We start from the raw sequence: 19,799 nt of genomic DNA, 5'->3' as shown, positions 1-19,799 counted from the left end.
AGCTTCTGTTCGCAAGGCCTTCCCCGGACGTCGGTGTCGTCCGGCGGGAGGGGCGGGCGGTGGCGCCCGCGACGCACGGGTCACTCGGTCAGGAACGCCGGGACCGGGTCACCGGGCGGGCAGGACGTTCAGGCGCTTCAGCAGGTCGCGGGCCAGCGGGATGCGCTTGCCCGTGTCGCCGTCCTGGACCACGTCGATGTTGAGCGCGAAGGTGTACAGGCGGCCGCCGCGCTCGACCCAGCCCACCCACCAGCCGACGCTCGGCGTGACGTCGAAGGCCCAGCCGGTCTTGCCGTACAGGGTGTAGCCGTCCTTCTCCTCGATCTTGAGCATGTCGGCGACCAGACGCTGGTTCTTCACCGACGCGGGCAACTGCCGACGGGCGAACCTGGACAGGAAGCGCGTCTGCTCGACCGCCGAGATCTCCAGCGGCCCTTCCAGCCAGAACGTGTCCACCACGCCGCCGACCTCGCGGTTGCCGTAGCCGAGCCGGTGGAGCCACTGCTGTTCCCGCTTCAGCCCGATACGGCGGGCGATCGTCTGGAAGACGGGCACGTTGGAGGCCCTGATCGCGTCGCCGAGGTTCATGTCCTTCTCCCACTCGGGGAAGCGCTGCGGCTTACCGCCGTACGGGATGACCTCCTTGTCGTCCTTGACGGCGCCGGTCTCCAGCGCGACGAGGGCGTGCGGGATCTTGAAGGTGGACGCGGGGATCAGGCGGCGTTCGGCCCTGGCCCGGTCGACGACCGTGACGCGGCCGCTCGAGACGTCGAGGAGGGCGAAGGCGCCGCGGACGCCTGCCTGGTCGAACAGCGCTCGCAGGTCATCGCGCACGATCGGCCCCGGCTGGACGGTGACCTGGACGGGGGTGGTGGAAAGGGTGGCGTGGGCGGTTCCGCCGAGCAGCGCGGAGACCGCCACGAGGGCGGCGCCGGCCATCATCTGGGGACGTTTCATGCCGGAGATCAGATCAGCACCGCGAACGACATGTCCAATAGTGATATCGCCCCAGATCGATGGAGATTCCGATATCGCGCCTGGCAGACGCCATGAGAGGGCCCGACCTTCGCTGGAAGGCCGGGCCCGAGGGTCGTCATCTTCTTGCTGGAAACTTCCGAAAAACAGCGACAGCTTTCTGCAGGAAGCCGTCAGGCCGGATCATGACGCGGCAGCTGACGATCCGTCACGCGGGCGCGTTGCGGGGCGTGCGGTGCTTCAGCGTGATCCGGTTCGAGCGTCGCGCCGGTTCGAGCGTGATCGTGCGGGCCGTTGCCGGAACATGGCGTAGGTCGTGCGTGATCATGATGGTCGTGCGTCCCTCCATCAGCCGCGCCAGAGGCTCCATGATCCGCGCCGCGGTGGCCTCGTCGAGGCCGGTCATCGGCTCGTCCAGCACCAGCACGGGCGCGTCGCGCAGGATGGCCCTGGCGATCGCGATGCGCTGGCGCTGCCCGCCCGACATCAGCCGTCCCCGCTGCCCGATCGGTGTGTCGTACCGCTGGGGCAGAGCGTTGACGAAGTCGTGCACCCCGGCTAGCACCGCCGCCTCCACGACCTCGTCGAGTGTCGCGTCCGGCCTGCCGTACGCGATGTTGTCCCGTACGGTCCCCGAGAACAGCAGGCTCTCCTGGTGGAGCAGCGTGATGTTGTCGCGGAGAGAGGCCATGGTGACGTCGCGGATGTCGGTGCCGTCGAGCAGGACGCTTCCCGCCAGCGGGTCGTAGAAGCGCAGCAGCAGCTTGGCCAGCGTCGACTTGCCCGCGCCGCTCGGCCCCGTCACCACCACCAGCTCGCCGGGCGACACGGTGAACGACACGTTCTGGAGCGTCGGCCGGCGGCGCTGCGGATAGGTGAAGGAGACATGGGCGAACTCGATGTACCCCCGGCTGCGCGTGGCCAGCGGTACGGCGGAGGCCTTGTCGGCGACCGCGGGACGGGCCTTCAGCACCTCCATGACCCTGTCGGAGCCGGCCGCCGCCTCCGAGACCGTCAGCGCGATCTCGCCGAGCTGCTGCACGGACGGATACAGGTAGGCCAGGTAGGCGGCGAACGCCAGCAGGCCACCGATGGTGAGGCGTCCCGAGGCGATCTCCCAGGCGCCGAAGCCGATGATGACGATCAGGCAGAGCGTCTCCAGCACCTGGACGGCAGGGCCGTACGCGCCGGACAGCCACGCCTGCGTCATGTTCGCCCTCAGCCAGGTGCGCCCCTCCCTGTGCAGGTGGCGCGACTCCGACTCCTGGCGGTTGTACGCCTGGACGAGTGACTGGTTGGACAGGCTCTCCTCGATGACGCTGTTCATCGCCCCGTTGCTGAGCCGCTCGCGGGCCGCCGCCGTCCTGAACCTGCCGGCGAACAGCTTGGACACCAGCAGGAACGCGGGGACGAGCGCCATCGTCACCAGGGCCAGGTCCCACCGGATGTAGAAGGCGGCACCCGCGAAGAACACCACGCTGGCGACGGTGGTCAACACCTTGACAAGCCCTGACCCGACCAGTTCCTCGATGGCCGCCACGTCGTCGGTGAGCCTGGCCATCAGGTCGCCCAGCTTGCGGTTGTCGAAGAAGTCGGGTGTGAGGGTCTCCAGGTGCGCGAAGATCCTGTCCCTCAGCTTGAGCAGGAAACGTTCGGCGCCGAGCGCCGTGACATAGGTGGCGCCGAAGGAGAACAGGCCCGCGATCACGGCTACGCCCAGCCAGACCGCCGCGGGGCTCCAGAACGCGGCGAGGTTGCCGGAGCTGAGCACCTCGTCGGTGATGTAGCCGAACAGCGCGATCCCCGCCACTTCACACAGCGCGGCCAGGAGGGCGAGGACGCCGCCGACGGCGAACAGCTTCCGGAGGCCACGGGTGTCGGGCCAGAACTCCTTGAACGTCCTGCGGATGGTGACAGCCGGGGCGAGGGGGGAGCTGTCACGAGCATTAAATGAGAGCCGACGGATTATCCATCGGCTCTCACGAGAACTAACTACCACCATCCCCACCAGCGCCGGCGCCAGCCCCAGCCGCCGCCGCAACCGCACCGGCGACGCCAGCAGCCTCCGCCCCAGCCCCAGCCGTTCTGAGAGGTCGGGTAGATCCGTGTGAGAGTCATCGTTCCTCCCCGTGAAGTGGCTCTCGTTTCAATTCAGAACACTAGCACCCAAATCGGGATGAATCATCAATTATCGCGCATATTGAACATCTCTTTGCGGCAGGATCTCAGGGAGATCGGCTGGCCTATTTATGTAAATGCACGTTAAACCCATCACAGGTTTGCGATACCTAGCCGTACCTGGGCAAACGCGACGTCAAGCTGATGCTGTACGGGTGTCAGCGCGCGAAAGTTGCGACCTTGTTTCGTTGTACGGGCAAGGAAGTTCGTGCAACAAATCGGGCGCCAAATTCCAGCCGGGGATGCGGATGTTTCGGCATAAAGATGGTGATTTGACGGCGTGTCGCCAGGGTTATGCCTGCCGCGTCGTCTGCTCGCGGCCCCTCGGTGGGGGCCGGGAGAGTTCCGGCGGATCCCGTACGGCGAGGCGAAGGACCGCGCGCAAGCCACCCGGATCCTCGCGCCGGGCCCCACGAGGGCATGGAGTGACGGCGGGGAGAGCGGGGGAGCCGGAGGGCCGTCGGTCGGGAGGTGGTGCGGGGCCGGGAGGAGCGCTGAACCGTGTGCAGCCGGGAGACGCGTGGCGGCCAGGAGTGGTGCGGGGGCCGGGAGCAGCGCTGGACAGGCGAAGGTGTGCAGCTGGGAGACGTGCGTCGGCCGGACGTGTGCGCAGGCGCGTCGCGGGCCATGTGTGCCATGGCGGAAGCGCGGAACAGGGCGGAAAGCCGGGGTTGGCGGAGGGGACGGGGAGGTCGGTGGACCGCCGGGGTCATGGGGTCCGGCGACGCAGGACCGACGCCGGCGCGGGGAGTGGGGCGGGGTGTGAGGGAGGACGACGGCCGCGGGGGAGTGCGGTGGGGCGAGGGGAGGGGAGCTGCGGGGGTGCGGTGGGGCGCGGAACCGGAGGCTGCGGGGGAGTGGGGTGGGGCGAGGGAACAGGGGGTTGCTGGGGAGTGGGCGGGTTGCGGGACGGAGGCGCAGGGGGTCTGGCGGGAGCGGTGAGGCGCAGGTCGGCCGGCGGGCCGCGGCCTGCGCCTCCGGTGGTCACACCCCCGCGCGGGCGCGGCTGCTGCCGGCCATCGACCGGTCGAACGTCGTCGCCTCCGGGGTCTCCTCCATGTCCTTGTGCGTCTCCTCCATGCGCAGGGCCACTCCGAGCGCGAAGCACGTCGGCGCCCACTCGCCGATGAAGATCCCCCACCGGTCGGCCCTGTCGATGTTCTCGGCGGTCCTGGAGGCCATCCAGGAGATGATGGACGCGCCGATGGCGGCGAACCCCGCGGCGTACATGTGGCTGGACCTGAGGCCCATGGCGTGCAACTTCTTGATCATCTAAGATCCCCCCTTGTCGTGGGGAATCTGCCCTTCCCATCGGACGGAAACCCGACGTGGGACACAAAGAATTGGCATCCGGCGCCTGCCATGCCCGCAGGGGATGGCCGCTCCACTGTCCGACCCACGGTCCGTCTGGCCTGCTGTCTGCTCGACCCGCGGTCCGCCCGGCCCGCTGTCTGCTCGACCTGCGGTCCGCCTGGGCCTACCGTCTGTCCGACCTGTAGTCCGTCTGATCCGCTGTCTGTCCGTCACCCGTAGTCCGACGCCCGTACTCCGTCACCCGTAGTCCGTCTGGCCCGCTCGCCGTCCGAGCCGCCGGCCGTCCCGCAGGAGGAGACCCTGTGACCGCTGATCGCCACCGCCCCGGCTACGTCCGCCGCCGTCTGGGCCGGGCGCTGCTCGGCTACGCCGTCGCCCTGCTCGTGGCCGCCGTGGTGGTGGCCGTCTGGTGGCTGACCCGGTGAGCGCGGCGCCGGCTCGCACCCGAGTCAGGCATTGGCCGTCTACCGCAGGTGGGTCGCCCTGCTGGCCGCGGTGACCATCCTGTCGATCTGCAAGCCGTGGGGGAGGACGCGCTGGGGACGCCGTGTGGCCGCCCGGATCCGCCCGGACGCCAGGACGGTCGTGTCCGCGATGACCGCCACCGGTCACCCGATCGGCGATCCAGAGGACGGCGACGTGCTCGACGTCGCCGGTCCGGACGCCTGGTCGCCGATGGCGGTCGGCGGGTTGCTGAGGTCCTGACGTCCGGGTCGACGGCCCGCTCCTACACGCCGTTCACGCCGTTGAGCAGGCTGGTGCCTTCCAGCAGCTTGCCGAGCAGGTCGGTGATCTGGTCGGTGTTGCCTCGGCTCGGCACCTCCCAGGCCGCCGCGGCGGCCGGGCCCGTTGCCATGCCCAGCGCCAGGACGACGCCGGCGGTCGTGATCGCGAAGCGCTTCATGTTGTGTTCCCCCTTGAAGATCCTTGCCCGGCACGCTATCGATTCCGGTGGCAATGGCCCGTCAAGCACGGGGCTGTGTTCGTCAACGGGATCACGGCCGCGCGGGACGGCTCGCGGTGCAGGGGACGGCCGGCGCCACGGCCGACGAGGTGGCCCTTTTGCCGCCTCTTGGGGCGTCTCCTGGCACCGTGAAGTATGGACTCCTCGGGGGAGCGCTGGTCCGCACTCCGTGACCAGGCCGCCCGCCTGGCCTTTCCCGACTGGGTGCCCGGACCCGACGACTGGACCTCCCTGTACACCAGCTTCGAGGAGGGCGGCGCCCCGCTGACGGAGGTGGCCGTCTACCGGGGCCACGACCGCATCCACTTCATCCGCTACACCGGCAACGAGCTGATCGCGTTCTGGACCAGGCTGGTCGACCGGATCGCCGAGTGACACCCGCCGCTGAACCGCGAAATTGTCGGTCAGGTACGAAAGACTGATGCCATCATGGTGATCTCCCCTTCGCTTCCCTTCACTCCCGTGCGCTCGCCCTCGGGCGACATCGTGGTGTTCTACACCGGCACGGAGCCGCGCATGACGCGCGAACAGGCGCTGGCGCTCGCCGACCAGCTACGTGAGCTGGCCACCGAGACCCCGCCCACCGGCATGGCCGCCGGGATCCTCTGCGGAGCCGACCGGCGGTGACCCCGGCCGCCTCCAGGACCCCGGCCGCCTCCAGGACCCCGGCCGCCTCCAGGACCCCGGCCGCCTCCAGGACCGCGTCCGCCGGCCCGGATGAAGGCATGCGCCTGTACGTCGAGCTGGCGCTGACCGCCGCCGAGCGGGAGCGGGTCCGCGCGCTGGCCGGCGACGTGCCGGTGTGGTTCGCCCGGCCCAAGGAGCACACCGCCCGCGACGCCGAGGCGTTCGCCGGGGCGCGGGTCGCGGTCGGCAACTGCCCGCCCGAATGGCTGCCGGCGGCGCGCCACCTGCGGTGGCTCCAGCTGTCGTCCATGGGCGTCGACCGGTACGTGGGCCTCGACTGGGCCACGCTCGGGCGGCGGATCACCGTCACGAACGTGTCGGGTGCGTTCGCCGACCCCGTCGCCCAGACCTGTCTGGCGGGCATCCTCGCGCTGTACCGGGGGGTCGACGAGCTGGTCCGGCTGGGGGAGCGGCGGACCTGGTCGGACCGGCCGCTCCGGCCGGGGCTGCGGCTGCTGACCGGGGCCTCGGTGGTCGTCCTCGGGGCCGGTACGATCGCGCGGCGGCTGGCCGAGCTGCTGGCCCCTTTCGGCTGCCGCGTCACGCTCTACTCCCGCAGGATGACCCCGGACGAGCTCGACGCCCTGCTGCCGGGGACCGACGTGCTGGTAGGGCTGCTGCCCGGCACGCCTGAGACGGCCGGCCTGCTCGACGCGACCCGGCTGGCGCTGCTGCCGCCCGGCGCGATCTTCGTCAACGCCGGGCGCGGCTCCCTGGTCGACGAGGCGGCGCTGGTGGCGGCGCTGCGCGAGGGACGGCTCGGCGGCGCGGTCCTCGACGTGACGGCCACGGAGCCGCTGCCGCCCGGGCACCCGTTGTGGAGCTGTCCGAACACGCTGCTCACCCAGCACACGGCGGGCGGCTCCGACCGGGAGTCGGAGCAGATCCTCGAGATCTTCGAGGACAACTGGCGCAGGTTCGTCGCGGGCCGGCCGCTGCGCAATGTCGTGCAGTGGTCGCGCGGGTTCTGAGCACCGGCCGGGCGGCAGGATCGCCCGTGCTCTCCCGCCAGGCGGCGGTCGAGAGTTTTACCTTTCCCGCAGCCAGGCCGCTGACCTGGGGTTTCGCGTGCTGCGTGCTGTGAGCGTGATCACACGTCACCGATTTGTGACCAGTCGCCCCCTTGCTGGGGCGGTTGGGCCGTTTGTACGGTCCCTTCATTGCCACTTAACAACTTGTTCAGTGCAGAGAATCGAGACGTTCGATGGCAGCTGAGCCCTTGGGCGACCGGATCCGTGCCTACCGTCTTATGCGCCAGATGACCGTCAGGGGTCTGGCGGCACAGGCACAGGCCAGCGCCAGCTTCATCAGCCAGTTGGAGCGCGGCCAGACCAGTGCCAGCGTCGGGATGCTGCGGCGGGTCGCCGTCGCGCTCGGCATCACGGTGGCCGATCTGTTCAGCGAGGACGAGGTGGACGGCCACCGCATCGTCAGGCGGTCCGAGCGCCCCGAACTGCACGCGGGACGCGGATCGCGCAAGTACCTGATCTCGCAGCGACCACTCCAGAACCTGGAGGTGTACAGCGGCGAGTTCGACCCGGGCGCATCCACCGGCGAGGAGCAGTACACCCACGGCGACTCGCAGGAGATCCTGCTCGTCCTGCGCGGCACCGTCACCGTCCATCTTGGGGACAGGGAACTGTCCCCGATGGGTCCCGGCGACAGCGTCGAGTACCGCACCTCCATCCCCCACCGCGTCGTCAACGACGGCGACGAGGAGGCCGAGGTCCTCTGGATCATCGGCCCCCCCACCCCCGACTGAACCCCACACGAACCCCACATCACGCTCTACGAGGGGGCAACCCCATGCTCATCCGACCCAAGCGACTGGCCGGTACGGCCATCGCCACGGCCTCCCTCCTCCTGGTCGCGGCCTGCGGCGGCAGCGCCGCCGCGCCCGCGGACATCGACCTCGGTTCGGGACCCGCACAGTCCGGAGCCGTGAAGAAGGACGCCCTGAAGGGCGTCAACATGACCTTCGTCTCCTACGGCGGCGTCTACCAGAAGGGCCAGCAGGACGCGGCCATCGACCCCTTCGCCAAGGAGTCGGGCGCCCAGGTGCTCCAGGACGGCCCGACCGACTACGCCAAGATCAAGGCGCAGGTCGACTCCTCCAACGTCACCTGGGACGTCGTCGACACCGACTCCATCTGGGCCGAGGCCCAGTGCGGCAAGCTGCTCCAGCCGCTCGACTACACGATCATCGACAAGTCGAAGGTGCCGGCGGGCCTGGCCACCGAGTGCAGCGTCCCCGCGATGCAGTACGGCATGGTCCTCGCCTACAACAAGGACAAGTTCGGCGCCAACCCGCCGCAGGGCTGGGCGGATTTCTTCGACACCGCGAAGTTCCCCGGCAAGCGCGCCGTCCCCGGCATCCCGGGCGACGCGGCGCCCGGCCCGTACGAGGCCGCGCTGGTGGCCGACGGCGTGGCCGCCGACAAGCTCTACCCGCTCGACGTCGCCAGGGCCACCAAGAAGCTCGACGCCGTCCGCGGCGACCTGGTCTTCTGGAAGACCGGCGCCGAGTCGCAGCAGCTGCTGGAGTCGGGCGAGGTCGACATGGTCATGATGTGGAGCGGCCGCGCCTACGCCGGCATCAAGAACGGCGCGAAGTTCGACGTCCAGTGGAACGAGTGGATGCCGATCATGGACTCGCTGAGCGTTCCCAAGAACGCCAGGAACCCCAAGGCGGCCATGGCGATGATCAACTACTACCTGGGCGCCCAGCAGCAGGCCAAGCTCACCGAGCTGACCTCCTACTCGCCCATCCACACCGACGCCCAGCCCAAGCTCGACGAGCTCGGCACCTCCTTCCTGACCACCCGCCCCGAGATCGTGGACAAGAGCCTCAAGGTGGACGGCGCGTGGTGGGCGAAGAACCAGCCCGAGATGATCGAGAAGTGGTCCGCCTGGCTCGGAGGCTGAGCGCGCCGTGAAAGAGAGAACGGCGGGGCCCGCGCTCCTTCTGCTGCCCGCGCTCATCGCGCTCGGCGTCTTCTTCCTCTACCCGTTGGGGTCGATGCTGGTCAGCGCCTTCACCGACCCGGAGCCCGGCCTGGGCAACTTCGCCTGGTTCTTCGGGGAGCAGGCCAACATGCAGGTGCTCGGCAGGACGTTCAGCACCGCGCTGTGGGTGACGCTGGTCGCGCTGGCGCTGTCCTACCCCTACGCCTACGCGATGACGATCGTGGGGGCGCGGGCCAGGGCGATCCTGACGCTGCTGGTGCTGGTGCCGTTCTGGACCAGCCTCATGGTGCGCACGTTCGCCTGGGTGATCCTGCTCCAGGACACCGGTGTGATCAACAAGGCGGTGGGCGCGCTCGGGATGGGGCCCTTCAGCCTCATCCGCACCCAGACCGGCGTGGTCATCGGCATGGTGCAGCTGCTGATGCCGTTCATGGTGCTGCCGCTCTACGCGGTCATGAGCGGGATCGACCGGCGGCTGCTGCCCGCGGCCACCAGCCTGGGCGCGCACCCGGTCACGGCGTTCGTCAAGGTGTACGTGCCGCTGTCGCTGCCCGGCGTCTCGGCCGGGTGCCTGACGGTGTTCATCAGCGCGCTCGGGTTCTACGTGACGCCCGCGCTGCTGGGCTCGCCGACCGACGCGCTGATCTCGCAGCAGATCTTCACCCAGGTGAACGGCCTGCTCAAGTGGGGCCGCGGCGGCGCGATGGGCGTCGTGCTGCTCGGGCTGACGCTCGCCATGATCGCGCTGCTGGGGCTGACGCTGCGCCGTACCGGGAAGAAGGTGACGGGATGAGGGCCCGCTGGCCGCTCTGGGCCTTCTGCGCGCTGACGGGCGTGTGGCTGGTCGTCCCGGCGCTGATCGTGGTGCCGCTGAGCTTCACCGACAAGCCGTCGCTGAAGTTCCCGCCGGACGGCTACTCCACCCGGTGGTACGAGAACTTCTTCGGCGACGCGGCGTGGATGTCCGCGCTCGGCACCTCCGTGCAGGTGGCGCTGCTGGTCACGGTCGTGGCCACGACGCTCGGCACGGCCGCCGCGCTCGGCCTGACCAGGGCGAAGATCAAGGGTCTTGCCCTGGCCCAGGGCTCCATGCTGGCGCCGATGATCGTGCCGGGCGTCGTGCTGGCCATCGGCACGTACGCGGTGTTCCTCAAACTGCAGCTCGTGGGCACGCTCGCCGGGTTCGTCATGGCGCACACCGTGCTGGCCCTGCCGTTCGTCATCATCCCGGTCACCGCCTCGCTGCGTGGCTTCGACCGGCGGCTGGAGGACGCGGCCGCCAGCCTCGGGGCGAGCAGGTGGACCGCCTTCCGCAGCGTGACGCTGCCCCTGGTCGCGCCCGGCGTGGCCTCGGGGGCGCTGTTCGCCTTCGTCACCAGCTTCGACGAGGTGGTCGTCTCGCTGTTCATCCAGAGCCCGTACCTGCAGACCCTGCCGGTGAAGATGTACGCCAGCGTCACCAGGGAGACCGACCCGACCATCGCCGCCGCGGCCACGATGATCATCGCGCTCACCACGACGCTCGTCCTCGTCGCCACCTTCTTCGTCGCCAGGAGGACCCGTGCCAAGTAGCATCCAGCTCACCGGCCTCACCAAGACCTACCACGACTTCGTCGCCGTCGACGACGTGTCGCTGACGATCGAGCCCGGCGAGTTCATGACCCTGCTGGGGCCCAGCGGCTCGGGCAAGACCACGACGCTCAACATCATCGCCGGGTTCGTCAGGCAGACCAGCGGCGAGCTGACCGTCGACGGCACCTCCATCAGCGCCACCCCGCCGCACCGGCGCGACATGGGCATGGTCTTCCAGCACTACGCCCTGTTCCCGCACATGACGGTCGCGGAGAACATCGCCTTCCCGCTCAAGCAGCGCAAGGTGCCCAAGGCCCAGCGCGCCGAACTGGTGGCGGCCGCCCTGGCCACCGTCCACCTCGGCGACTTCGGCCACCGCTACCCGCGCGAGCTGTCCGGCGGCCAGCAGCAGCGCGTCGCCGTCGCCCGCGCCATCGTCTACAACCCCCGGGTGCTGCTGATGGACGAGCCGCTCGGCGCGCTGGACAAGAAGCTGCGCGACTGGCTCCAGCTCGAGATCAAGCGCATCCACGCCGAGCTCGGCACCACGTTCGTCTATGTCACGCACGACCAGGACGAGGCGCTGGTGCTGTCGGACCGGATCGCGGTGTTCAACAAGGGCCGCATCGAGCAGGTGGGCCCCGCCGCAGAGCTGTACGAGCGGCCGAAGACGTTGTTCGTGGCCAAGTTCCTCGGCGAGTCGACGGTCCTGCGCGGGCCCGTCTCCGGCCAGGGCATCGGGGTGTGCGCGCGCCTGCTGGACGTGCGGGGCGGCATCGACGGCAAGGACGGCGCCCTGGTGGTGCGGCCGGAACGGCTGGCCGTCCGCAAGCCGGGACACGAGGCCGAGCCCGGCTGGAACGCCCTGCCCGCGACCGTCACCGGCGAGATCTACCTGGGCTCCAGCCGCAAGCTGGAGCTGAAACTGCCGGACGGCAGCCCCGCGCTGGTCCGCGAGCAGGCCGGCGGCCTGAGCGAGGCCCGTGCGGGCGACGAGGTGACGCTGACCTGGCGCGTCGCCGACTCCGTCCTCCTACCTGACGAAAGCGACGCGGAGGCTGTGCTCACGTGAATCTCACCAAGGACTTCGCCAACGGAGGAGTCTCCTTCTGGTACCGGCAGATCGGCGTCCCCGACCGCAGGGCGGCCCTGCCGGGCGCGCGTGACTACGACGTCGCCATCGTGGGCGGCGGCTACACCGGCCTCTGGACCGCCTACTACCTGAAGAAGGCCCAGCCCGACCTGCGGATCGCGATCCTGGAGAAGGAGTTCGCCGGATTCGGCGCCTCCGGCCGCAACGGCGGCTGGCTGTCGGCCGAGTTCGCCGGCTCGCGCGAGCGGCACGCCAAGGCGCGCGGCCGCCAGGCGATGATCGACCTGCAGCACGCCATGTTCGCGTCGGTCGACGAGGTCATCCGCATCGCGGGCGAGGAGGGCATCGACGCCGACATCCACAAGGGCGGGCTCATCCACACCGCCACCAACCCGGCCCAGCGCCGGCGCCTGCACGAGGAGCTCGACGAGCTGCGCGCGTGGGGTTACGGCGAGCAGGACCTGCGCCTGCTCGAACGCGACGAGCGCGAGTCGCGGCTGCGCGTGGCCGGCGCGCTCGACGCCACCTTCAGCCCGCACTGCGCCCGCATCCAGCCGGCCAAGCTGGCCGTGGGCCTGGCCAGGGTGGTCGAGGCGCTCGGCGTCGACATCTTCGAGGGCACCACGGTCACCGCGATCAGGCCCAGGCAGGCGATCACCACCAGGGGGGTGGTGAAGGCGGAGTACGTCATCCGCGCCACCGAGGGCTTCACCGCGGGCATCGAGGGCCAGCGCCGCCAGTGGCTGCCGATGAACAGTTCGATGATCGTCACCGAGCCGCTGCCCGCCGACGTGTGGAAGCACCTCGGCTGGGAGGACCGTGAGCTGCTCGGCGACGAGGCGCACGCCTACATCTACGCCCAGCGCACCGCGGACGACCGGATCGCCATCGGCGGGCGCGGCGTGCCGTACCGGTACGGCTCCCGCACCGACGACCGCGGCGCCACGCAGCGCTGGACCGTCGAGTCGCTGTGGCGCATGCTGGTCAAGCTGTTCCCGGCCGCGGCCGACGCGCGCATCCAGCACTCATGGTGCGGCGTGCTCGGCGTGCCGCGTGACTGGTGCTCGACCGTCCACCTCGACCACGCGACGGGGCTCGGCTGGGCGGGCGGCTACGTCGGCAGCGGCGTCACCACCACCAACCTGGCCGGTCGCACCCTGCGCGATCTGGTGCTGCGGCGGGACACCGAGCTGACCGCGTTGCCGTGGGTGGGCCGCCAGGTCCGCCAGTGGGAGCCCGAGCCGCTGCGCTACGCCGGCGTGCAGCTCATCTACACGCTGTTCCGTGCCGCCGACCGGCGGGAGAACGACAGGGGCACCTCCACCTCCGGATACGCCCGCCTGGCCAACCTGATCGCGGGGCGCTGATGACGCATCTGAGCGACGCCTTGTCCGTGGCGATGCCGCCGGCCGTGCCCAAGCCCACCAGCCTGACCGGCCAGCGCGAGTCGACGCTGGAGCTGTGGCGTGACGGCGGCGCGGAGACCGGCGTGTGGGAGTGCGAGCCCGGCACCTTCACCGCCGTCCGCGACGGCTTCCACGAGATCTGCCAGATCCTGACCGGCAGGGCCACGCTGACCGCGGACGACGGCCAGGTGACCGAGCTCGTCCCCGGCTCCACCGTGGTGCTGAACGACGGGTGGAAGGGCACATGGGTGGTGCACGAGACCATGCGCAAGATCTACGTCACAATTGACACTAATCCTATCTGATTAGTAGATTACCGGACGGCCCGCCGCGTGGCGGGCCGTCTTTTCGGTGTATTTCCTGCTTTTCCTACTGGGATTGTGATATGAGTAAGCGCATCGCCCTGGCCCTCGCCGCCCTCCTCGCCGTCTCCGCCTGCGGATCCAACGGCGCGGGCGACACCGCGGCAGGTGCCGCCGCCAACCCGTACAAGCTCCTCCAGCCGGGAATCGTCAGGACGGGGACGCTGACCGACGCGCCGCCGAACGTCTTCCTCAAGGACGGCAAGTTCACCGGATTCGACAACGACCTGTTCACCGCCGTGGCGGCCAAGGCCGGCCTCAAGGCGGAGTTCGTCGGCACCGACTTCTCCGCCCTGCTGTCGCAGGTGGCCACGCACAAGTTCGACGTCGGCAGCTCCTCGATCACGATCACCGAGGCGCGCAAGAAGACCGTCGCCTTCACCAACGGCTACGACTTCGGCTACTTCGGGCTCGACGTGCCCGCGGACTCGGCGATCAAGTCCTTCGAGGAGCTCAAGGGCAAGCGGGTGGTCGTGGTGCAGGGCACCGTCCAGGACGACTACGCCACCCAGCAGGGCCTCGACCCGGTCCGGGTGCCCGACTACAACGGCGCGGTCAACCAGCTCAAGGCGGGCACCGCCGACGCCTGGATCTCGCCGGCCGAGATCGGCGAGACCAGCGCCAAGGAGAGCGGCGGCACGATCGTGCTGGCCGCCAAGCGGCTCAGCCCGGCGCCGACGGCCTTCGCGGTCGCCCACGACAAGCCCGAACTGCTGGACGCGCTGAACAAGGCGCTGGACGAGGTCATCGCCGACGGCACCTGGAAGAAGCTGCAGGACCAGTACTACCCCGGGCGTCCCGTCCCCGCGGACTTCAAGCCGGGTAGCGCGGGCGCCAGGTGATGGACTGGCTGTCGACGCTGTGGCGGATGTTCTTCGACTGGGAGTCGATGCGCGAGGCGCTGCCCGACATGCTCACGGTCGGGCTGCCCAACACGCTGATCCTGGCCGGCGTCTCCGCCGTGCTCGGCACGGTCCTCGGCATGCTGCTGGCCATGGCGGGCATCGCCAGGACCCGGTGGCTCAGGTGGCCCGCGCGCCTCTACACCGACGTCTTCCGCGGGCTGCCCGCCGTCGTGACCATCCTGCTCATCGGCGTCGGACTCGCGCCCGTCGGGATGCGGATCTGGGGGCCCAACCCCTACCCGCTGGGCATCCTCGCGCTGTCCCTCATCGCCGCCGCCTACATCGGGGAGATCTTCCGCTCGGGCATCCAGAGCGTCGAGAGCGGCCAGCTCGAGGCGGCCCGCGCCCTGGGCTTCTCCCGCGGCGCCGCGCTGCGCCTGGTGATCATCCCGCAAGGGGTACGACGGGTGCTGCCCGCCCTGGTCAACCAGGTGATCGCGCTCATCAAGGAGTCGAGCCTGGTCTACTTCCTCGGTCTGCTGGCCACCCAGCGCGAGCTGTTCAGGATCGGCCAGGACGCGGCGGCCAACACCGGCAACGAGTCCGCGCTGGTGCTGGCCGGGCTGTTCTATCTGCTGCTCACCGTGCCGCTCACCCACCTGGTCAACCACATCGACGGCCGGCTGCGGGCCGCGCCGAAGGAGGCGAGGGCATGAGCGGCGTCGTCACCCGCGACATCCGGCTGTCCTTCGGCGCCACACCCGTCCTGCGCGGCGTGGACCTCGACGTCGCGCACGGGCAGACGGCCTGCGTCATCGGCCCGTCGGGCTCGGGCAAGTCGACGTTCCTGCGCACGATCAACCGGCTGCTCGAACCGTCCGGCGGCGACGTCCTCCTGGACGGCCGGAGCGTGCTGGGGGAGGACCCCGACCGGCTCCGCCGCCGGATCGGGATGGTCTTCCAGCAGTTCAACCTGTTCCCGCACATGAGCATCCTGCGAAACCTGACGCTGCCGCTCCGCAGGATCAGGGGGCTGTCGGCCGACGAGGCCGAGCAGGTCGCCAGGCGCCAGCTCGACCTGGTGGGGCTGGCGGGCAGGGCGGACGCGCGCCCCGGGCACCTGTCGGGCGGCCAGCAGCAGCGGGCCGCCATCGCCAGGGCGCTGGCGATGGAGCCGGAGGTGATGCTCTTCGACGAGGCCACCTCCGCCCTCGACCCCGAACTGGTCAAGGGCGTGCTGGGGCTGATGGCCGAGCTGTCGCGCGAGGGCATGACCATGGTGGTCGTCACCCACGAGATGGGCTTCGCCCGCGAGGCGGCCGACACCGTGCTCTTCCTCGACGAGGGGGTGTCGGTGGAGGCGGGGCCGCCGGCGCGGATCTTCGAGGCGCCGGTCAGCCCCCGGCTCAAGCAGTTCCTGTCGGACGTGCTGTGAGCGTGGCGCCCGGCGCCACCCGCTGGACCTGCCCGCCCGCCGTCCAGGTGTAGGTCACGTGGTCCGACAGGTTGCTGAGCGTGGTGGTGCCGCCCTCGTGGCGCACCGCCACGCTGCCGCCGCCGACGGGGATGCCCGAGATCGACAGCCAGTCGATCCCCGCGGGCAGCGCCGGCTCCGTGGCGATGGCCGCGCCGTTCGGCCGCACGCCGAGCAGGCCCTCGACCACCTGGCTGACCAGCGTGAACGACACCTCCGGGTAGTCGCCGTTGCGCCCGCCCGCGACGTGTTCCTCCTCGCGGGCGGCGTAGATCTCCCGCATCCACCGCCAGGCGGTCTCCGGCCTGCCGGCGCGGAAGAACGTGTCAGGCAGGTAGGTCCACGCCTCGATGTTGTGGGGCCTGCCAGGACCGCCGGCCTGGGCCTCGATCGTGTCGAGGAGCCCGGTGTCGGCGGACAGGCCCTTCAGCGCGGGGAACCAGCTGCTCTCCCTGCCCCAGCCGGTGACGGGGCGGCCGTCGGCGGTGAAACCGCGCACGTCCGTCCACTCGGCGGCGAACCAGTCGCGCAGCTCGGCGGCCCGCCGCAGGTAGTCGTCGCCGTCCAGCCCGCGCGCCCGCGACAGCTCGGCCATGGCCAGGAAGGCCGCGTACCGCGCGGCCACCCCGTCACCCGCCACCGCCAGCGGCTCGCCCTCCAGCTCGTTGTAGGAGGCGGTGCCTTCGAAGATGCTGGTGCCCATCGCGGTGGGCGGCAGCTCGATCGCGTGCCGGTAGTAGTCCCACAGCACCGGGTCGTCGACGTAGGCCCGCTCGCCCGTCCAGCGGTGGCCGACGGCGCCCGCCTCCACCAGCTCGTACACCGCGGGGACCTCCCTGACGAAGTCGCCGGGCCCGCGATAGTCGATCGCCAGGTAGGAGCCGTCGAAGTTGAACGCCCACACCGGACGGCGGCCGTGCTCCTCGGTGGCCGAGGCGGCGAACAGGCGCAGCATCGTGAGGTTGGCCTCGTGCAGGCCGAGCAGGTGGGCGCCGGGGAGCTGGTGGACGAAGTCGCGCAGGTAGAAGCCGCTGCGGTGGGCGTAGCCCGCCCAGTACGAGGCCAGGTAGACGCCCTCGCCGGTGCCTTCCGGCCGCCGCTCGTCCACGTCGACCGGGCCGCGCGATCCGGCCGGGTGCGCCCAGCGCAGCGCCCGGTCGCACGCCCACTCGAACATCGCCACCAGCTCCTCGTTCGAGGAGTCGATACGCATGAAAGCCTTCCGATCAGGGTCCGAGACTGGGCCGGACCACCAGCTCGCCGGGCAGCAGGAGCCCGGACGGGGGAGTGACGCCGTCCTCGATGATCCGCAGCAGCCGGCTGACCAGCGCCTCGGCGATCCGCCGCAGCGGCAGCCGCACCGTGGTCAGCGCCGGCTGCAGGAACGCGGTCACCGGCAGGTCGTCGAAGGCGACGAGGGCCACGTCGCGGCCGATCTCCATACCCTCGGCCCTGGCGGCGGCGTAGACGCCGAGCGCGAGCCAGTCGCCCCCGGCCACGATCGCGGTCGGGCGGTCGGCGCCCGCCAGCAGCTCGCGGGTGGCCGCGACGACCCGCGCGGGCTCGTCACCCGGCACGGCGAACTCCCGGCCCCGCAGGCCGTGGCGGCGCACGCCGGCGCGGAAGCCGTCGCGCCGGTCGTCCATCCACGGCTGCCCGCTGGAGGAGGCCAGGAAGGCGACCTCGCCGTGCCCCCTGTCCGCCAGCAGGCCGACCAGGTCGACCACCGCCTGGACGCTGTCGACGTCCACCCACGCCTGCGGCTGCCCTGGCTCGGTCCTGCCGAAGGCCGCGAAGGGGAAGCCCTCGGCGGTCAGGTAGGCGACCCGGGGGTCATCGCGCAGTATGTCGGACAGCAGGAAGCCGTCCACGGTCCGCGCGGCGAGCAGCTCGTCCAGCGCCTGCTCCTGGCTCTGGCCCGGGCGCGGCCGTACCAGGAGGATCCGGTAGCCGGACTCGCCCGCCGCGGACACGACGGCCTCGAGGAAGCCGCCCATCAGCGGGTTGGGGTTGGCCGGGTCGTCGACCGGCGTCGGGTAGGCGATGATCCGCCTGGTGCCCGACTTGAGGCTGCGCGCCGACTGGTCCGGACGGTAGCCGAGCTCCTCGATCAGCGCGGTCACCCGCTCCAAGGTCTCCGCCTTCAGCCGGTGCGGGGCGTTGAGCGCGTTGGAGATCGTCTGACGTGACACGCCGGCCGCGCGCGCGACGTCCTCGATGGTGACCCCGCGCTCGCGCGGCCGACGTGTCGCCACTCAGTCTCTCCTCAGCTTGAGCAGACCGCCCATGGGCACCTCGACCAGCCTCGCACCCGCGTCGAACCGCAGCCTGTCGGCGCTGACGAGCGTGCCGCCGCAGTCGAAGACCTCGGCGCTCGCCTCGCCCTCGCCGTAGAGGACCACCCGGGGGTCGGAGTCGGCGTTGGCGACCAGCACCTCTCCCGTGTCCGGAACGTCCACGGGGAGCGCGGCGTAGCGGGCGATGATCGTGGTGTCCCCATCGTAGGCCCGCACGAGGGGGTAGCCGTGCTCGGGCTGCGCCGGCTCCAGGGCGCCGAGTTGCAGGGTGTCCAGGTGGGTGCGGAAGACGCCCAGCCAGAACTCGACGGCGGCCAGCTGGTCGGGCCGCTGGGCGGCCAGGTCGACCGACACCTGCGGCACCGAGAACAGCGCGTTGATCAGGTGCACGGCCACCTGCTCGGCCGGCTCGTCCGGGTGCCACAGGATCATGTCCGAGTGCACGGCGACAGGTCCGGCGATCAGCCGCAGGTCGACCGTGCGCTGCCGGTTCTCCTGCGGGCTGAGCGGGCAGTCCATCGCGCGCACCATGTTCGCGTACGGCCACAGGCCCGGCCCCGTGTACGGCTGGCGGTGCTCGATCAGCACGTCCGGCCGCGTCCGGCGGAGCCGCGCGTCGAGGTCGTGCAGCAGCCGCCGCACCCCCTCGTCGACCTCCACGCAGTCGGCGCCGTCACTCGGGGCGGGATCTCCGCCCGGCGTGGCGAACCGGTCCACGAAGTCGATCTTCAGCCCGTCCATGCCCCACCGCTCGACCGCCTGGGCGAGCCTGCCGATGAGGAACTCGCGCACCTCGGGGTGGCGCGGGTCGAGCACGGCCGCGTCCATGTGGTCCAGGTAGCGCAGGAACCTGCCCTCGAAGTGCTCGAAGGCGGCGTTGTGCTTGCCGACGAACGGCAGCGCGTACCACAGCAGGTAGGCCATGCCGTTGTCGCGCACCCTGCGCACATGGCTCGCGATGTCGGGGAAGGCGGCCGGGTTGGGCTCCCAGTCACCGCAGAAGGCGTAGCCGCGCGCCCGGTCGGCGGTCTGCCAGCCGTCGTCCACGATGATCGTCTCGCAGCCGATCCGCCTGGCCAGCCGCGCCTGCACCTCCACCGTCTCCTCGGTGACCTCCTGGTGCATGCTGTACCACGTCGAGTAGGCAGGCAGCCGCGCCTGAAGGGGCGTCGGCGGCAGCTCGCGGCCCTCCAGCCACCAGGCCGCCACGTCGGCCAGCGCGGCCGAGTAGGGCCGCTCCGACACGTCGAGCCTGATCCGCAGCCCGTCGCCCTGCAGGGTGAAGACGAACTCGCCGGTCTCCTCGATCAGCCCGCCGGTGAAGCTGACCTGCGCCACCGTCTCGGCCAGCGCCGCCGTGCACACGTTGGCGCCTGCCGTACCGACCAGGCTGACGACCGGGGAGCCCGTGGTCAGCCTGGCCGTCAGCGGCGCGGCCCAGATCGGCGGCACCCAGCGGGTGCCGCTGCCCGGCGTCCAGAAGGCGGCCGTGCTCACGCACGGCACCCTCCACTGCGCCGCCGTCGCCTCGGGGGCGTCGATCAGCCACACCCCCTCGCCAAGCGGCGTCACGGTGACGCCGGTGGTCCCCGCCACCGCCACCTCGACCCCGCCCGCGTGAACCACGGTCGTCTCGTCGAGCGCGTGCGGCCCCCAGATCTGCAT

General features: G+C 70.7%; 22 protein-coding genes. 15 read left to right on the top strand and 7 right to left on the bottom strand.

Features of this window, described 5'->3' with window-relative positions; genetic code table 11:
* Positions 1-108: 108 nt before the first annotated feature.
* From blaOXA to ACWEVS_RS25740, 3 genes are all read right to left on the bottom strand, one after another.
* The gene (gene blaOXA, locus ACWEVS_RS25750; protein WP_452553706.1) at positions 109-957 is read right to left on the bottom strand and encodes a class D beta-lactamase; all 849 of its coding nucleotides are present in this window, start codon (positions 955-957) and stop codon (positions 109-111) included.
* A gap of 226 nt (positions 958-1,183) precedes the next feature.
* Complete coding sequence (locus tag ACWEVS_RS25745; RefSeq protein ID WP_354904889.1) at positions 1,184-3,022, bottom strand: ABC transporter ATP-binding protein; 1,839 nt, start codon at positions 3,020-3,022, stop codon at positions 1,184-1,186.
* A gap of 1,115 nt (positions 3,023-4,137) precedes the next feature.
* Positions 4,138-4,425: a hypothetical protein gene (locus ACWEVS_RS25740; protein WP_449924886.1), complete on the bottom strand. Its 288-nt coding sequence runs from the start codon at positions 4,423-4,425 to the stop codon at positions 4,138-4,140.
* Between the two features lie 344 nt (positions 4,426-4,769).
* Here ACWEVS_RS25740 and ACWEVS_RS25735 point away from each other — a divergent pair, with 344 nt between their 5' ends.
* A complete protein-coding gene (locus ACWEVS_RS25735; protein WP_354904885.1) occupies positions 4,770-4,892 on the top strand; it encodes a hypothetical protein in 123 nt (40 codons plus the stop codon).
* 31 nt (positions 4,893-4,923) lie between these two features.
* Complete coding sequence (locus ACWEVS_RS25730; protein ID WP_452553704.1) at positions 4,924-5,172, top strand: hypothetical protein; 249 nt, start codon at positions 4,924-4,926, stop codon at positions 5,170-5,172.
* Positions 5,173-5,194: 22 nt separating this feature from the next.
* On the opposite strand, the gene ACWEVS_RS25725 is transcribed toward ACWEVS_RS25730, so the two are convergent.
* Positions 5,195-5,371, bottom strand: coding sequence for a hypothetical protein (locus ACWEVS_RS25725; protein WP_354904881.1), 177 nt, complete (start codon positions 5,369-5,371; stop codon positions 5,195-5,197).
* A gap of 195 nt (positions 5,372-5,566) precedes the next feature.
* Here ACWEVS_RS25725 and ACWEVS_RS25720 point away from each other — a divergent pair, with 195 nt between their 5' ends.
* From ACWEVS_RS25720 to ACWEVS_RS25660, 13 genes are all read left to right on the top strand, one after another.
* Positions 5,567-5,806, top strand: a complete 240-nt coding sequence (locus ACWEVS_RS25720; protein WP_449924880.1) for a hypothetical protein — start codon at positions 5,567-5,569, stop codon at positions 5,804-5,806.
* A 54-nt stretch (positions 5,807-5,860) separates the two neighbouring features.
* Entirely contained in the window at positions 5,861-6,058 is a 198-nt protein-coding gene (locus ACWEVS_RS25715) for a hypothetical protein (protein ID WP_452553702.1), read from the top strand.
* Entirely contained in the window at positions 6,055-7,089 is a 1,035-nt protein-coding gene (locus tag ACWEVS_RS25710) for a D-2-hydroxyacid dehydrogenase (RefSeq protein WP_452553700.1), read from the top strand. Before ACWEVS_RS25715 ends, ACWEVS_RS25710 begins: the two co-directional genes overlap by 4 nt.
* 233 nt (positions 7,090-7,322) lie before the next feature.
* Positions 7,323-7,880, top strand: a complete 558-nt coding sequence (locus ACWEVS_RS25705; protein ID WP_449924874.1) for a helix-turn-helix domain-containing protein — start codon at positions 7,323-7,325, stop codon at positions 7,878-7,880.
* 44 nt (positions 7,881-7,924) lie between these two features.
* On the top strand, positions 7,925-9,043 hold the full coding sequence (locus ACWEVS_RS25700; protein ID WP_449924871.1) for an ABC transporter substrate-binding protein: 1,119 nt from the start codon (positions 7,925-7,927) through the stop codon (positions 9,041-9,043).
* Between the two features lie 7 nt (positions 9,044-9,050).
* On the top strand, positions 9,051-9,878 hold the full coding sequence (locus ACWEVS_RS25695) for an ABC transporter permease (RefSeq protein WP_452553698.1): 828 nt from the start codon (positions 9,051-9,053) through the stop codon (positions 9,876-9,878).
* Positions 9,875-10,657: an ABC transporter permease gene (locus ACWEVS_RS25690; protein ID WP_354904864.1), complete on the top strand. Its 783-nt coding sequence runs from the start codon at positions 9,875-9,877 to the stop codon at positions 10,655-10,657. The genes ACWEVS_RS25695 and ACWEVS_RS25690 overlap by 4 nt, the downstream gene beginning before the upstream one ends.
* Entirely contained in the window at positions 10,647-11,729 is a 1,083-nt protein-coding gene (locus tag ACWEVS_RS25685) for an ABC transporter ATP-binding protein (RefSeq protein WP_452553696.1), read from the top strand. Before ACWEVS_RS25690 ends, ACWEVS_RS25685 begins: the two co-directional genes overlap by 11 nt.
* Positions 11,726-13,117, top strand: coding sequence for an NAD(P)/FAD-dependent oxidoreductase (locus ACWEVS_RS25680; RefSeq protein WP_449924864.1), 1,392 nt, complete (start codon positions 11,726-11,728; stop codon positions 13,115-13,117). Before ACWEVS_RS25685 ends, ACWEVS_RS25680 begins: the two co-directional genes overlap by 4 nt.
* Positions 13,117-13,461: a cupin domain-containing protein gene (locus tag ACWEVS_RS25675; protein WP_449924861.1), complete on the top strand. Its 345-nt coding sequence runs from the start codon at positions 13,117-13,119 to the stop codon at positions 13,459-13,461. The genes ACWEVS_RS25680 and ACWEVS_RS25675 overlap by 1 nt, the downstream gene beginning before the upstream one ends.
* An 80-nt stretch (positions 13,462-13,541) precedes the next feature.
* Complete coding sequence (locus ACWEVS_RS25670; RefSeq protein WP_452553693.1) at positions 13,542-14,360, top strand: ABC transporter substrate-binding protein; 819 nt, start codon at positions 13,542-13,544, stop codon at positions 14,358-14,360.
* Complete coding sequence (locus ACWEVS_RS25665; RefSeq protein ID WP_449924854.1) at positions 14,360-15,079, top strand: amino acid ABC transporter permease; 720 nt, start codon at positions 14,360-14,362, stop codon at positions 15,077-15,079. The genes ACWEVS_RS25670 and ACWEVS_RS25665 overlap by 1 nt, the downstream gene beginning before the upstream one ends.
* The gene (locus ACWEVS_RS25660) at positions 15,076-15,798 is read left to right on the top strand and encodes an amino acid ABC transporter ATP-binding protein (RefSeq protein WP_452414362.1); all 723 of its coding nucleotides are present in this window, start codon (positions 15,076-15,078) and stop codon (positions 15,796-15,798) included. The genes ACWEVS_RS25665 and ACWEVS_RS25660 overlap by 4 nt, the downstream gene beginning before the upstream one ends.
* On the opposite strand, the gene ACWEVS_RS25655 is transcribed toward ACWEVS_RS25660, so the two are convergent.
* From ACWEVS_RS25655 to ACWEVS_RS25645, 3 genes are read right to left on the bottom strand one after another with little or no spacing between them, the layout of a single operon-like run.
* The gene (locus ACWEVS_RS25655) at positions 15,770-17,050 is read right to left on the bottom strand and encodes a hypothetical protein (protein ID WP_449924847.1); all 1,281 of its coding nucleotides are present in this window, start codon (positions 17,048-17,050) and stop codon (positions 15,770-15,772) included. The two genes, ACWEVS_RS25660 and ACWEVS_RS25655, sit on opposite strands and share 29 nt — an antisense overlap.
* Before the next feature lie 13 nt (positions 17,051-17,063).
* Complete coding sequence (locus tag ACWEVS_RS25650) at positions 17,064-18,092, bottom strand: LacI family DNA-binding transcriptional regulator (protein ID WP_452414359.1); 1,029 nt, start codon at positions 18,090-18,092, stop codon at positions 17,064-17,066.
* On the bottom strand, positions 18,093-19,799 hold the full coding sequence (locus ACWEVS_RS25645; protein ID WP_449924841.1) for a glycoside hydrolase family 36 protein: 1,707 nt from the start codon (positions 19,797-19,799) through the stop codon (positions 18,093-18,095). It lies immediately after the preceding gene.

Source organism: Nonomuraea sp. NPDC003754 (assembly GCF_053605785.1).
The sequence above is the reverse complement of the archived record's forward strand: the minus strand, read 5'-3'. Positions and strand labels throughout refer to the sequence as shown.